The sequence below is a fragment of the Pseudomonas morbosilactucae genome (assembly GCF_023241715.1).
GTDB classification, from domain to species: Bacteria; Pseudomonadota; Gammaproteobacteria; order Pseudomonadales; family Pseudomonadaceae; genus Aquipseudomonas; species Aquipseudomonas morbosilactucae.
Genome location: NZ_JALQCW010000110.1, coordinates 1 through 13,548 on the forward strand (window position 1 = coordinate 1; position 13,548 = coordinate 13,548).

At 56.0% G+C, this 13,548-nt stretch carries 10 protein-coding genes and 3 pseudogenes; 9 read left to right on the top strand and 4 right to left on the bottom strand.

Translation table 11 applies throughout. The features are described 5' to 3' along the window. Nucleotides 1-43: 43 nt before the first annotated feature. Nucleotides 44-591 (top strand): annotated as a pseudogene (locus M1B34_RS32010) (glycoside hydrolase family 19 protein). After that, the gene (locus tag M1B34_RS32015) at nt 588-1,106 is read left to right on the top strand and encodes a lysis system i-spanin subunit Rz (protein WP_268267256.1); all 519 of its coding nucleotides are present in this window, start codon (nt 588-590) and stop codon (nt 1,104-1,106) included. Before M1B34_RS32010 ends, M1B34_RS32015 begins: the two are co-directional and overlap by 4 nt. A gap of 115 nt (nt 1,107-1,221) precedes the next feature. On the opposite strand, the gene M1B34_RS32020 is transcribed toward M1B34_RS32015, so the two are convergent. Continuing rightward, the gene (locus tag M1B34_RS32020) at nt 1,222-1,407 is read right to left on the bottom strand and encodes a DUF3606 domain-containing protein (protein ID WP_268267257.1); all 186 of its coding nucleotides are present in this window, start codon (nt 1,405-1,407) and stop codon (nt 1,222-1,224) included. A 389-nt stretch (nt 1,408-1,796) separates the two neighbouring features. Between M1B34_RS32020 and M1B34_RS32025 the strand changes: the two genes are divergently transcribed. The 3 genes and pseudogenes from M1B34_RS32025 to M1B34_RS32035 form a co-directional block, all read left to right on the top strand. Beyond that, entirely contained in the window at nt 1,797-3,734 is a 1,938-nt protein-coding gene (locus tag M1B34_RS32025; RefSeq protein ID WP_268267258.1) for an LTA synthase family protein, read from the top strand. Nucleotides 3,735-4,477: 743 nt separating this feature from the next. Continuing rightward, on the top strand, nt 4,478-6,058 hold the full coding sequence (locus M1B34_RS32030) for a methyl-accepting chemotaxis protein (protein ID WP_425273563.1): 1,581 nt from the start codon (nt 4,478-4,480) through the stop codon (nt 6,056-6,058). Between the two features lie 149 nt (nt 6,059-6,207). Further along, nucleotides 6,208-6,694 (top strand): annotated as a pseudogene (locus tag M1B34_RS32035) (IS66 family transposase); the annotation flags it as partial. Between the two features lie 39 nt (nt 6,695-6,733). Here M1B34_RS32035 and M1B34_RS32040 read toward each other — a convergent pair. Then, the gene (locus M1B34_RS32040; RefSeq protein WP_268267260.1) at nt 6,734-7,342 is read right to left on the bottom strand and encodes a hypothetical protein; all 609 of its coding nucleotides are present in this window, start codon (nt 7,340-7,342) and stop codon (nt 6,734-6,736) included. 950 nt (nt 7,343-8,292) lie between these two features. Next, nucleotides 8,293-9,180: a LysR substrate-binding domain-containing protein gene (locus tag M1B34_RS32045; protein ID WP_268267261.1), complete on the bottom strand. Its 888-nt coding sequence runs from the start codon at nt 9,178-9,180 to the stop codon at nt 8,293-8,295. Between the two features lie 126 nt (nt 9,181-9,306). On the opposite strand from M1B34_RS32045, the gene M1B34_RS32050 reads away from it, so the two are divergent. Together M1B34_RS32050 and M1B34_RS32055 are read left to right on the top strand one after the other, a co-directional pair. Further along, nucleotides 9,307-9,816, top strand: coding sequence for a sugar ABC transporter (locus M1B34_RS32050; RefSeq protein ID WP_341870565.1), 510 nt, complete (start codon nt 9,307-9,309; stop codon nt 9,814-9,816). Further along, complete coding sequence (locus tag M1B34_RS32055) at nt 9,813-10,667, top strand: MBL fold metallo-hydrolase (protein ID WP_185039248.1); 855 nt, start codon at nt 9,813-9,815, stop codon at nt 10,665-10,667. Before M1B34_RS32050 ends, M1B34_RS32055 begins: the two co-directional genes overlap by 4 nt. Before the next feature lie 494 nt (nt 10,668-11,161). Here the strand turns inward: M1B34_RS32055 and M1B34_RS32060 are convergent, their stop codons facing one another. Further along, complete coding sequence (locus M1B34_RS32060; RefSeq protein ID WP_268267263.1) at nt 11,162-11,551, bottom strand: MerR family transcriptional regulator; 390 nt, start codon at nt 11,549-11,551, stop codon at nt 11,162-11,164. A gap of 74 nt (nt 11,552-11,625) precedes the next feature. Between M1B34_RS32060 and M1B34_RS32065 the strand changes: the two genes are divergently transcribed. Further along, the gene (locus tag M1B34_RS32065; protein WP_268267264.1) at nt 11,626-12,705 is read left to right on the top strand and encodes an SDR family oxidoreductase; all 1,080 of its coding nucleotides are present in this window, start codon (nt 11,626-11,628) and stop codon (nt 12,703-12,705) included. Nucleotides 12,706-12,874: 169 nt separating this feature from the next. After that, nucleotides 12,875-13,501: pseudogene (locus M1B34_RS32070) on the top strand (EamA family transporter); the annotation flags it as partial. Nucleotides 13,502-13,548 lie beyond the last annotated feature (47 nt).

Consider the following 13,548-nt stretch of genomic DNA (forward strand, 5'->3'; position numbering starts at 1 on the left):
GGTTGTGCAGCTTTAACCCATCATCACTTGGAAGTAAGACCCAATGACCATCACTGCGCAGCAGCTGCTGCGAGATCTCCCCACGCGGCCAGAAAGCCGCGTTTTGTTCCTGCTCTCAACGCGGCCATGGGCAAGTACGGCATCGTCACCCGGCTGCGTATCGCGGCCTTCATCGCCCAGATCGGCCACGAGTCCGGTCAGTTGCAGTGGGTGCGCGAGCTGGGTGGCCACGACTACCTGGCCAAGTACGACACCGGGACCTTGGCCAAGCGCCTGGGCAATACCCCCGAGGCGGATGGCGACGGCCAGAAGTACCGGGGCAGGGGGCTGATTCAGATCACCGGCAGGGCCAACTACGAAGCCTGCAGTGAAGCACTGTTTGGCGATGCTCGACTGCTCAACACCCCGGAACTGTTGGAGCACCCAGTGTATGCCGCGATGTCGGCGGCCTGGTTCTGGCATCGAGCTGGCCTGAACACCCAGGCTGATAAGGGCGACTTTCTCACCATCACCAAGCGCATCAACGGCGGTACCAACGGCCTGGCCGACCGCGAGGCGCTGTATGAGCGTGCGCTGAAGGTGCTGCCTTGAGCGTGTTGGGCGTGCGCGGGCTGATTGCCGCCCTGGTCCTGGGGTTTGCCCTGGGCGCCTGGGCGGCTTGGGCCTGGCAAGCCAACTACTACGGCAAGCAAATGGCTAAGCAGGCCGAGGCCTATGGACGTGATCGCGAGCAGGCCGCGGTGGCGGTGATCGACTGGCAGGAAAGCCAGCAGGTCGAGCGCCGGGCGCTGGAGGATCGCCTGCAGGCGAATGACGAAACCCACTACAAGGAGCTGCGTGATGCTCAAACCTCTCAGGCTCGCCTGCGTGACCAGTTGGCTACTGCTGATGTGCGGCTGTCAGTCCTACTTGCCGCCGCCCCGAGTGGTGGCGGTGGGCTGTCAACCGCCGCCAGCGCCGGCAGCGTGGTTCATGGAGGTGCGAGAGCCGAACTTGACCCAGCGGCTGCTCAACGAATTGTCGCCATCGTCGGCGACGGTGACCAAGGACTGATTGCCCTGGCGGCATGCCAGGGCTACGTCAAAGAAGTGATTACCCCGAAGTAAAAGAAGCGGCCTGGCCTGCATCGTCACAAACCTATCCAGGCCGCGATCTTGCACATTGTTGGGGGCCATTGGCCTTCCTTGATTTGAAAACTCTAACGGTCAGCCCAATTGCTACTTAGGTTCTATGCAGCTCCTTGAGTTTGTTCTGTACAGCAGTCAGCGAGCCCCCTGCTGCTTTTACGGCTGTTTTGATCTCATCCTTAGATACGCCAAATTTGACAGCCCAGTACGTTAGTTCGGAGCTGTCCTGGATGTTGATTAAGATTTGGTCAGTACCGCACATGCGATTTTTCTGTTGCATAAGACTCTCCGTGTCTTGCTGAAGGTGATAGCAAGGTAGCCGCTTTGAGGACGATAAGTCGTTTTTTTTGTGAAAAATTCGTGAGCTGAATAGAGAGGCACTGCCTAGTCCGCTGTATTTAAACGCTTGTTGCGCTTAAGAATCCAAAGGCTATTCTCCAACCAGGTAAGAATTTGGGGGCAGACAGCCAAAAACGATGACGATTAATGCGTTGTTTGGCCTCGTTTTTCACGAAATCTTTTGGTTTCGTCGAGTAAGTTTTGCCGCACCCTCCAACAGCCCTTAACAAGATCCGATCACGAGCAGATTTGCCTGTGAAATCAGGGCCAGCTTTTTAGGACAATAACCCCGAGTTTCCAATCATGGAGGGGTACAAAAAGGAGTTTTCAATGCGTTCACCTGCTTCAGCCCCGATACGTTTTCTGCTTTGGACCGCCGGTCTATGGCTTTTGTTTTTTTTCGTCACCCGCCTTGTGTTGTTGGCCAGCCACATTTCAGAGGTAGGCACTGCCTTTTCCTCGATTTTTGGAGTGGGCTTGTTATACGACCTGAGTTTTTTACTCTATGCCGTGCTGCCGATGAGCCTGTATGTGTTGCTGTGCCCGGCAGGGTTATGGCGCACTCGCGGGCATCGCTGGTTCTTGCAGGGGCTGTTTGCCCTGAGCGTCTTCGTCATGCTGTTCACCGCTGTCGCAGAATGGCTGTTCTGGGATGAGTTCGGCGTACGCTTTAACTTTATCGCCGTGGACTACTTGGTGTATTCCGACGAGGTGTTGAACAACCTGCTGGAGTCATACCCGATTGGCACATTACTCAGTGTTCTTGCAGTAATCGCGGTCCTCCTCTGTGTGGCCTTGCACAAACCACTAGGACGTGCAATCAGCGCACCATTACCGTCGTGGCGCCAACGCTTGAGCAGCATCGGGGTTATTGTCGCCTTGGCTGTGGGTGTCCTGCTGGTGGTTGACCAAGAGACTCCGCGGGGCCAAGGCGGCAATACCTATCAGCATGAATTGGCCAGTAACGGGCCCTATCAATTCTTTGCCGCTTTCCGCAATAACGAACTGGACTACCAGCAGTTCTACGGAACCCTGGCCAACGCCGACGTTGCCCAACATATTCGTGGAGAGCTGGCGGAAGGTACGGTCCGGTTCATTGGCAAAGAACCCATCGACATTCGCCGTACCGTGACTCGGGAAGGCGTACCTAAGCGACACAACATTATCCTGGTGACTATCGAAAGCTTCAGCGCCAAGTACCTGGGCAGCAATGGTCGTGCTGGAGGTCTTACGCCAAACCTCGACCAGCTGCGTAAAGAGAGCCTTTACTTCAATAACTTCTATGCCACCGGTACTCGCACGGATCGTGGTTTGGAAGCCATTACCCTGGCAATTCCTCCCACACCGGGACGCTCCATCGTCAAACGGGTCGGCCGTGAAAGCGGTTTCGCCAGCCTAGGCCAGCAGTTGAAGCATGTCGGCTATGACAGCGTATTTGTGTACGGCGGCCGGGGCTACTTTGACAACATGAATGCCTTCTTCGGCGGCAACGGTTACCGGGTCGTTGATCAAAGCAGCGTTCCTGAAGCCGATATCCACTTCAAAAATGCCTGGGGCATGGCTGATGAAGACCTCTATGGGCAAACTTTGAAGTTGGCGGACGATAATTTCGCCAAGCAGAAGCCTTTCCTGCTGCAATTGATGACCACTTCCAACCACCGTCCCTACACCTATCCTGACGGCAGGATTGATATCGCGTCCGGTGGTGGACGTGACGGGGCAGTGAAGTACACCGACTATGCCATAGGCAAATTCCTTGAGGCGGCGCGCAACAAGCCCTGGTTCGACGAGACGATTTTTGTCTTTGTCGCTGACCACACCGCCGGCAGCGCAGGCCAGGAGGACCTGCCGATTGTTAACTACCAGATCCCGCTGTTCATCTATGCGCCAAAGCTGATTGCGCCGCGTGAAGACAGTCAACTGGCTAGTCAGATCGACCTGGCACCGACCCTGTTGGGGTTGTTGAATCTCAGCTATGAGTCGACCTTCTTTGGGCGGGACCTGTTGCATCCGTCCACCTTGCCGCCCCGGGTATTGGTCGGTAATTACCAGCACTTGGGCCTGTTTGATGGCAAAGACTTGGCGATTCTCAGCCCCCGTGGAAAGTTACGCCGCCACGACGACGCACTGGGCGCCAGTGACGAGGTGACGGTCGGGCTCGATGATCCGCTGGTAGCGCGTGCCATCAGCTACTACCAGGCTGCGAGCTACGGTTTTACCCAGCGTTTGCTCGATTGGTCGACGTCCAAAATAATCGCCGAGCAATAGCGGCGACCGATGATCGGCCTAAGCTTGAATGGATTACAGTATCGCCAGAACAGCCTAACTGTTCAACCTAATGATCAGAGCCGCCCAGTGTGGCGTACGTTGTGACTGTAATCGCTCAAGGGTATCTATATGTAGCAAACGGCCCTGGGTGTTTAGTTGCGTTCCCTGCTCGGGATTTATTACCCGAGCATCTTCTAAGGCCATTGTGTAGCCAGCCAGGCATTGGAAGGCTTCGCCCGCACCCTGCGATGAACGTGCGGACGTGATCGCCAACTGCAGGCAGCTCAGCCGCTGAGCGTAAGGTGCGCTAAGCGGTACCGGATCCAGGGTGCTGGTCATGCTTGGTTCACCGTTCATGGGACTGGTTCTCTCTGAGAGGGGTGTTCACTTCTACCATTTTGGACATCAGAGCGGTGGCCTTGGTGCCAACAACCTATGCTACCCATGTAACTAGGATCATGGAGGTACGAGAATCGGGCTTCTCTCAGAGGGGGCCCACGGGCCTATCGCCATTAGGGATTCTCCAATCAAGGTGAAATTCTCCGACCTGTTCCCTCGTGATTGAAGGCCAGAGGGTTGTCTGCTCAGCAGGTGACACAGCTTGCAATTTCTTTGGAAAACCTCGTCGGGCATTTCATATTTTAGTGGACTGAGCCGATAGCATAGTCAGGCTATCCGCCCTAATCCTCTCTGGAGTCCGCCCCGTGCATTTTAGAAACCTCAACCTGGCGCCACGAGCTGCGCTGTTCTTCTCCCTGATCGTTGCGCTCGTCGTTGTGCTCGGTGCTTTCGCAGTGCTTCAGATGGGCAAGCTGCGTGATATCGAAAAGGACGTCGAGCAGAACTGGATGGCCAGTATTCGCCAGACCGCGATGATGAATGTTGCAGTGCTTCGCCTGAGGCTGGAAACCCAGCGAGGGCTGGCGGATCCGCAAAGCGTCCAGAGAACCATCGAAAGCTTTCCTGGGTACCGCAAGGCATTCACCGATGCCGTAGCGAATTATGAGCCGCTCATTGCCAGCGACCGGGAGCGCTCCTTCTTCAACGCTGTAAAGGGCAGCGCGGACGCCTACACAAAACAATTGGACCTGCTGGAGCCCTTGATGAGGGCTGGCGACATCCCGGCTGCAGTCAATCTGATCGCCACGGGTATTCGCCCGCTCACCAACAAGATGGAAGAGCAGATCAATGACCTCACCGAGTTCAACAACAAGGGCGCGGCAGAGGCCGGTGAAACGGCGGCCGACATCTATTCGTCAGGCCTGTGGCTTGTTGCCGGCATCATCGCCGCTGTGGTGCTGTTGACCATCGGTCTCGCGTTCCTTCTGACGAAGAGCATTACCGGGCCAATCAGTGACGCCTTGTCTGTCGCCGAGCGAATCGCCAGCAGCGACCTGTCGAAGGCCGTCGAGGTCAACGGCACTGACGAAGCCGGTAGGCTGCTCAAGGCTCTGGCGCAGATGCAACAGAACCTGCGCAATACCATTGTCCAGATCTCCGACTCCTCCACCCAACTGGCCTCGGCAGCCGAGGAAATGACGGCGGTCACGGAGGAATCCAGCCGCGGTCTCGTTTCCCAGAATGATGAAGTCAACCAGGCGGCGACGGCGGTCACGGAGATGAGTGCAGCCGTGGATGAAGTCGCGCGCAATGCCGAGTCTGCATCGCAAGACTCCAAGCGTACCCGGGGTTTCACCGAGACTGGCCTGGAGCGCGTGGCGCAGACTTTGAAGTCGATCCAGCGGCTGAGCGGTAACGTGGAGCAGACCAGCGAACAGATCCAGGGGCTGTCGAACCGTGCGCAAGATATCTCCAAGGTCGTGGAGGTTATCCGGGGCATTGCGGAACAAACCAACCTGCTGGCGCTGAACGCTGCAATCGAAGCGGCCCGGGCGGGTGAGCAGGGGCGTGGTTTTGCAGTGGTTGCAGATGAGGTCAGGGCGTTGGCGCATCGGACCCAGATGTCGACGCAAGAGATCGAGCAGATGATTGCGGCGATCCAGACGGATTCCGAGAATGCCGTGCAGGCGATGACCACCAGTCGTGATCTGGCCAACCAGTCCCTGGATGTCGCCCAGGAGGCGAGCAGCTCCCTGGATCAGATCGCCACTGCGATCACGCAGATCAATGAACGTAACCTTCAGATCGCGACGGCCTCGGAAGAGCAGTCTCATGTTGCGCGTGAAGTGGACCAGAACCTGTTGCGTATTCGTGATCTGGCTTCGCAAAGTGCTGCTGGGGCGAGCCAGACAGCGAGCGCTTGCGGTGAGGTGTCGCAGTTGGCGATCAGCCTCAATCAGTTGGTCACGCGTTTCGTGGTCTGACTCACACGAGAAGACAGTCCCGTGTCGCACTATATTGTGGCGATCCGCTAAATCAGTCCATCAGAGGCGGTCCGAGCACGGACCGCTAGGGATTCTCCGATCAAGTCAGCACAGGCCATCTGACCTGTGCTGAAATATCCCTCCGTCCAAAAAGTCATCTGGCCGAACAGGCACTGTACTCGATTGGCGGCTTGTACGAAGTTGAACGCCTGGCGCGAAACATGAGTGATGACGATCGTTGGCGGATACGCCAGGAAAAGGCAGCACCGATCATCAAAACTTTGCATGAGTGAATGCTGGCTCAACGTGATCTTGTGCCCAACGGCTCGGCAACGGCCAAGGCCTTGTAAACGCTGGGTAGCGCTGACACGCTGCCTGGACGACGGGGCTGTGCCCATAGACAACAACCAGGTAGAGAATCAGATCCGGCCGTGGGCGCTTGGACGCTCGAACTGGTTGTTTGCTTGATCGTTAGGCAGCGGAAAGCGGGCGGCGGCGATTATGAGCTTGATCCAGTCTGCCCGCATGAACGGGCATGATCCGTATGCTTATCTGAAGGACGCTCTAACCCGTCTACCGACGCAGCTCGCAATTGAGATCGAGCATTTGCTGCCACATCGGTGGAGGCCGGCGTGAGTCGCGTCGAGCAGAGGACGAGCGCTTATCGAAGGAGGATTACCGTTTGCTTTCTGGCAAAGCCTTAGCAATCGCCGCTTCAAGCATCGGCTTGGCCGCGTCATGCAGGAGCTGGCCGTGAGCGCCTAAAACATGGTCGAAGCCTAGCCTCAGAAGCCTCTGGAAGTCGGCAACAAGGCTGCCTCCTTTCGGCGTGACGCGTTTCAGCCATGGGCCGCCAATCAGTAACGTCAGCTTGAACCCCATCACTTGAAGCACGCATCTAGTAAGGAAGGTCGTGTAACTCCACTCTGCCCAATACTGCACGCTATCCGTAGCGATGAGCAGTTTCAGGTTCCTCAGCAAAAGGCACGCCTCAGGGTACTTGGCCGCTTCATATACAAAGAACTCTGCGTCAGGCATCGGAGGCGTCGTTCCGGCGCTGATCACATGGGTGCCAATAGGCAGTTTGTAGGTCTCAGGTCTAGCTTGGCACCAAAACTCTGCGTGATATCGGTCAACGTAAAACCGGTCGTCTAGACCATGAAAATCACCGAGACGCAGGACATGGCGAACGTTACCTAACTCTTCCAACTGACTAAGCGCGGTATCGCACAGACGCACCGGGTTGATGAGGGTCAGCTCATCACCACTTTTGATAATTACCATGTTTCGGTTCATGCGCATTCCAGGGCCGATCCTGATGCTGCCATGGACTAGATACACGTTGTGGAAAATAGGAGTAATTGGGTCATGGGGAAACGCGGGTGGGTACACTGACTATTCCTTGTAAGGTGATCCTTGCTCATGCTTGGGGAATCCTTAAAAGCCCGAGCGTGAAGCCCGTACCTTACCCTGAGAAGTTCAGCTACTCCACAGTTGACCGTGTCAGTACGCATCACAGACCTTTCTCAGCGCACCTCGTGCTTTCGCTGGATGGTTACTCCGTTAAGCAATGTAAGGTGCGTTGGCCGGACGCTTACCAAGAGCTGCCTCTCAGAGCTGTCCGCCTTGGGTCGTTAGCTGCCTCCTGTGAACGACTGCTTCTGGCCGATATCAACCTAGGCTACTCCACCTGAAATAGTGATGTAACTCCTGAGCCTATCGGACCGGTGCTCTGATCGGGAGCCAGAGGCGGGATGGGGAAATACGTTCCGCAACTTGAATTGCGACCCTTGGCCCGCCTTGGCTGTAGGTCTGCTAAAAAATTGAAATTGCGGAAACAAAAATAAGCTAAGTAACTGTAATTACTGAAAATGTTCTTGGATTGCAAATCCACCTGCGCCGGTTCGATTCCGACCTCGGCCTCCACCCTTGAAAGCCCCGTAGATCAACGATCTACGGGGTTTCTTATTGCTTGCTGGAAAGTGAAGTGTTCCGCCATTTTCAGCAAATGTTCCGCAACTGCGAACGATTAGAGGCCGGTGATGATTGTGATACCAGTCGGCAACCGATCCCATAGCGGCCAGTCTTGTCTAGCAGGTAGCGGCCAAAAGCAGCCGCAACATTTTCATCACTTACCCACTGAATAACCGGTCGCGCACCGACACGTTTACCCTGGGGGATTAGCATTCGTGTGGCCTACGAAACCGATCCGGCACGGGCACCACGGCATGCCCCTACTTCACCTGCGCTTCCTCCAACAGCCAATGCGCAAATGCCTGGATGGGCGCGCGGCTTAGCTCAAGGGGTTCGGGTAACACGAGGCAAAACGTCTTGGCGATATTCTTCTCCTGGGGCCATGGCGCAACCAGCCGGCCTTGCGCCAATTCTGCTTCCACGTACAGACGCGGTGCGAGTGCCACGCCGAGCCCCGCCAGTGCCGCCTCGATCAACATCGCGTGCAAATCGTAGCGCGCGCCCATCGCTGCGTTGCTCAGGACAATCCCGGTTTCCTGGGCATAGCGCTGCCACGCATCCGGGTTCTGTCGTCGGTGTAATCGCGGCAGTGAATCCAGACTCGTTGTCTGCTCGCCGGGGTTCAGTAGGGAAGGGTGGCAAACCGGAATTAACACTTCGTTCAACAGGCGGTGCGTGTGCATGCCTGTCCAGGCCGGGTGCTCAAAATGGATGGCGGCATCGAAGCCACTACCGGCAAGCACGAATGGCTCCATACGTTCCGATAGGTGCACGCAGATATTCGGGTGTTGCTCGCCAAAGCCAGACAGCCTGGGAATTAGCCAGCGCAGGGCAAAGGTTGGGCTGACGGCGATATCAAGGCTTGCGCCGTCGCTGGGCTGCCCCATCAAATACTGGCTATCCCTGTCGAGTCGGTCGAGTAGTTCGCGCACTTGGGCAGCGTAGCGCTCACCATTAGGTAAGAGCCGTACGCGGTTACCAACGCGCTCGAATAGCGTGACGCCGAGAAAGGCTTCCAGGCGGCCTATCTGCCGACTGATGGCACCTTCGGTCAAGGCCAATTCGTTTGCGGCACGGGCAAAACTGCCATGGCGGGCTGCTGTTTCAAAGGCTATCAGGGCAGCGTTACTAGGGAGCTTTCGACGCATGGGCTTTCCTGGTTCAAATCAAAGCAACAACCTTGATGTTTAGTCACTGATGGGTGCCGAGAAGTCGTTTTATGGCTGCTTGGTGTGACGCTAGCATGATGAAACATCAATCAATGAAGTGCCATGATGATTTACACAGTCGAATGCAACTACGCTGATCCCGCCAGCGAAGCCGAGTGGAATGCGTTTTACAGCCAGGAAAAACTGCCCGCGTTGATCTCGGTGAGCGGATTTGGCTCCTCGCAGCGATTCAAAGCTTTGAGCGGCGATTGTCCGGCCTACTTGGCCCTACATTCAGTCGACACGCTTGCCGTATTGCAGAGCGACGAGTACCGCGAAAAAGGGGGCGGCAACTTTTCCCGTTGGCAGCCGCACATCACTGATTGGAGACGCAACCTTTACGCTGGCCTGGACCGGGCAGTTGCCGTGGGCGCGGGCGAATTCCTGTTGGTCAGTGAACAAGGCCCTCAACCACTGATTGAGTTAGGCCTTACACCTATAGCGCTACACGCCGTTGCTTTGGACAGCACCCCAGCGCACCGCTGGCTGGCCAAACTGGATGACGCTCAGGCCAGGGCCATCGATCTGCCGGGACTGAATGTATATCGTGCAATGACTGTGGAGTTACTGTCATGAGTAGCCTGGACATACATAGCGGGATACTCCCCAGCCAGCACATTGGCGATTATTCAATCACCGCCATCAGCGACGGCTACTTGGGTGCTAGCCTGGATTTTCTAGCCAACATCACGCCAATGGAGGCGGCCCGACTTCAGTTAGCCGCCGGGATCAGCAACCCAGCCTCAATCCATATCAATTGTTATCTGGTACGTGGGCGTGGCCGCACGATTCTGATCGACGCCGGGGCCGGTGGCTTCAAACAATGGGGCGGCGAGTTACCGGCCAATCTTGCATTGGCTGGCGTGAAGCCCGGCGAAATAGACACGATTCTGCTGACCCACGCACACCCCGACCACATCGGTGGCTTGTTAAGCGCAGTGGGAGAAATGGCATTCGTCAATGCTGAGTTGGTTGTGCACGAGCGAGAGCTAATGTTCTGGGAGGATGATGGCCATCTTGGCCAGGCCAGTGAACGTGCCCGCGGAAACTTTCTGTTTGCACGAAGGGTGTTCGAGCGGTACCGGAAAAATCTGCGCCCGTTCACCGGCAATGACGTATTGCCAGGCATCAGCGCGATGCCGTTGCCTGGGCATACCGTCGGGCACTGCGGATACTGTTTCGAATCCGGGGTGGGCAGCCTGCTGGTGTGGGGCGATATCGTTCACTTTCCTCAGATTCAGATTGGGCGCCCTGATGTCACGATTGCTTTCGACCAAGACCCGCTGCTATCGGCGGCCACGCGAACGAGATTGCTGGATGTTGCTAGTTCAGACAACTTGATGGTTGCTGGCATGCACTTGGGCTCGCTTGGCTTTGCTCATATCAAGCGCTCCGGTAGCAGCTACGCCATTGCTTACGAAACGTGAGCCAATTAAGGGTAGCAAGCTGCCTTTCGACAGCTTTTCTTCATGCCTGAAACTTGCTTGGAGCGCTAAAGGAGCATATCTGGTTAACTGTTTTTGACGTCCGCTTCTGGCTGTTTGTTGGCCTCATGAAGGGGCGTCATGGGGCGATAGCGGTCAGTCGCACGTGTCCCGTGCCGGCTTAGCTGACCGTTGCAACCGCCTTGAAAACCGCTCCTCGCTGCTTTAAGCGGCGTGCCAGTCAACAAACTGCTCTGGATAGGGAGTGTTAAAATTCAGTGCGGCCAACCCGCATTGCGAAAGCCGGGGCAGTCCAAGCATAGGCTGGAGATGTCTACGGTGTCGGGGGCAGTCCAATGAGCTTGCAAGGTGTCTAGAGAATCCGGGGCGATTCAGTTTACCGTCCAGGGGCTGGCTACAAGACTCTAGAAAATACGTAAGCGATGGGTTTGAAAATGGAGGCGGGCCGCAGCTTCCGTTTCCCCGATGCTGATAGTTCAGTTGGAAGAGTTGCTCAGCTGCTGAAGCTCAAGTTGCTTGGCAGCACTGGCTTCGAGGGTTGCACGCTCTTCATCCAGGTATCGATAAATGCTTTGGAGGTTGGCGATTTTCTGTTTGATTTCTGCCATCTTCTCTTCAATAAGCTTCGCGCCGTCAGCACAATCGATCAGCTTGTTACGCTGCGCATCCAGAATCTCGCCTATTTCCCCCAGAGAAAAACCCATGCTTTGCGCGCGCTGGATAAAGTCCAGATCCTGCAGAGTTTGCTCGGTATAAACGCGATAGTTGTTGGTTTGCCGCACCGGTGAGATCAGGCCGATTTGCTCGTAGTAGCGCAGGGTATGGCGGCTGGCGCCGCTGCGGGCTTCGAGTTCGCCGATTTTCATAAAAACACCGCTTGACTATAGAGTTAGGTCGATAGTTTACGCTTTATTTCTCACCTTCAACAAGGAACAGGGAAATGAGCGTGGAGTGCTTTGTCACAGGCGGGACTGGCTTCGTCGGTCAACATTTGGTGGCGTACCTGAGTGCTAAAGGTCACACCGTTTGGGTGTTGATGCGTCGCCCGGAGCGACTAGCTGCGTTGCGCGAGCAAATCGATAGTTTGGGAGGGTGCGCGACCCGGGTGTTTGCCCTAGCTGGTGATCTGGAGCGGGACAACCTCGGGCTGAATCTTACTGACCGAGAAGTGCTAAGGCGCGCCAGCGTTATATTCCACCTGGGCGCGCACTTCGCTTGGGGGCTGTCAGTGGAGCAGTCTCGTGCGGTGAACGTAGAAGGGGCAAAGCGCGTGGCGCTGCTGGCGGCTGAGCAAAAAAGTCGGTTAATGATGATCGGCGGCTACATGCTGAAAAATCATGAACATCTGCAACGTATCGGAATTGATCCTCGTTATCCGGAGCGGACGAATTGGCCTGCCGTTTACCGGCATGTCGGCGGTTACGAGGGGAGTAAGCTGGAGGCGCACTTTGCGACTCTAGAGATTATGTCCGCCAAGGGCGGGGAGATGACTGTTGTTCACCCCGCGACGGTTTGTGGCCACAGCCGTACCGGGCATATCGTTGAAAGTCAGCCGTTGGTGGAGTTGATACGCAACCTTGTGCAGGGAAAGCTTACTGCGGTGCCCGGTACCGCCGAGCACTGGCTGCCACTGGTCACCGTGGACTACCTGGTTGAGCTGGTGGCAGTTTGTGCTTTTGATCCTGCCATGGTGGGCCAGGAACTGCTGGCGCTTGATGACCAAACGCCCAACTTGCGAGAACTCCTGATACAGGTGGCAGAACCTTTGGGCTTAAAGCCTCCCAAGCATCACATTTCACTCCGTTTGCTGAAGTGGCTACTGAGCATTCCTCCCATCGCACGGTTTTTGAATACAAAACCTGAGGCCTTGGACTTTATCCAGACCACTCGTTTTGATACAGCGGCGGTCGAGCAATTTGCCAACAGGCATGAAATAGCCAAACCGGATATACGTCAGTCTTTGCAGCACACGGCAATGTTCGTCAACTCGTATTACATAACCAAGAGCAAGGCCCGCTGACTTCTCCCTTGGCGGTGACAAGAAGGCGAATAGCATCCTGCTGGGCTATCCAACGATTAAGCCACAATAAATACTGGAATTGATGGGATCTTCGTATCCTCAAACCTTGCGCCGCCGATGTAGGGCGGCATTCTATCGAGCGACCATTCAGCGACAGGGATCGTCATCAATGCAATCTACTTTCAGCAAAGGCGTCATATTTACACTCTCCGCTGCGGCACTGAACGCAACAATCGGTGTCCTCAGCAAAGTGCTCATGAGTAATGGTTTCACCGCTAGCAGTGTCGCTGTCATCAAGACCGTACTTGGTTGTGTGCTTCTCTCGATCTTATTGTTTTTCCTCAAGCGCCCGGCGGCGTCGACGAAATGGACACAGGCGGCTATCTGCGCATTCCTTGGCATCTTTGTGCTGTTCCATTTCGAAACGTCCGCCTATCGACACTACGCTGCGGCAGGTGTGGTGGTGCTGATGGCCAGTGCCTCAATTTCCTCAATCATTCTGGGGCGGATTTTCCTCAAGGATGCCATCACCGCGAACGCCACCGTTGGTGCCGCCCTGGCTATCGCTGGGATCTCGGTGATTTTCGGCGGCGACCTGCAGCAGGGCTTTACCCTGCAAGGTGCTGCGCTCGCCTTCGTGGCCGGCTCCGGTTATGGGGCCTTTTCGGTTGCGATGAAGCGTATGGGGGTGTCGGGAGGGCTGCACCTCACCTGACAATTGTTGTTCTTTGGCAGCCTGTACTTGCTGATGCCGGCTGCGGCCGATGGTTTCGCGATGGGCGAGCTGTCTCTGCTCTAGGAGACGTTCCCGAGCGGCAGTTGTTGGCCCAGAGTGTGTAAAAA

Excerpts from the sequence above, each read along its gene's own strand:
- M1B34_RS32040 (WP_268267260.1), bottom strand. The coding sequence starts at position 7,342 with ATGGTAATTATCAAAAGTGGTGATGAGCTGACCCTCATCAACCCGGTG.
- M1B34_RS32020 (WP_268267257.1), bottom strand. The coding sequence starts at position 1,407 with ATGCAACAGAAAAATCGCATGTGCGGTACTGACCAAATCTTAATCAAC.
- M1B34_RS32045 (WP_268267261.1), bottom strand. The coding sequence starts at position 9,180 with ATGCGTCGAAAGCTCCCTAGTAACGCTGCCCTGATAGCCTTTGAAACA.
- M1B34_RS32065 (WP_268267264.1), top strand. The coding sequence starts at position 11,626 with ATGAGCGTGGAGTGCTTTGTCACAGGCGGGACTGGCTTCGTCGGTCAA.
- M1B34_RS32050 (WP_341870565.1), top strand. The coding sequence starts at position 9,307 with ATGATTTACACAGTCGAATGCAACTACGCTGATCCCGCCAGCGAAGCC.
- M1B34_RS32055 (WP_185039248.1), top strand. The coding sequence starts at position 9,813 with ATGAGTAGCCTGGACATACATAGCGGGATACTCCCCAGCCAGCACATT.
- M1B34_RS32060 (WP_268267263.1), bottom strand. The coding sequence starts at position 11,551 with ATGAAAATCGGCGAACTCGAAGCCCGCAGCGGCGCCAGCCGCCATACC.
- M1B34_RS32025 (WP_268267258.1), top strand. The coding sequence starts at position 1,797 with ATGCGTTCACCTGCTTCAGCCCCGATACGTTTTCTGCTTTGGACCGCC.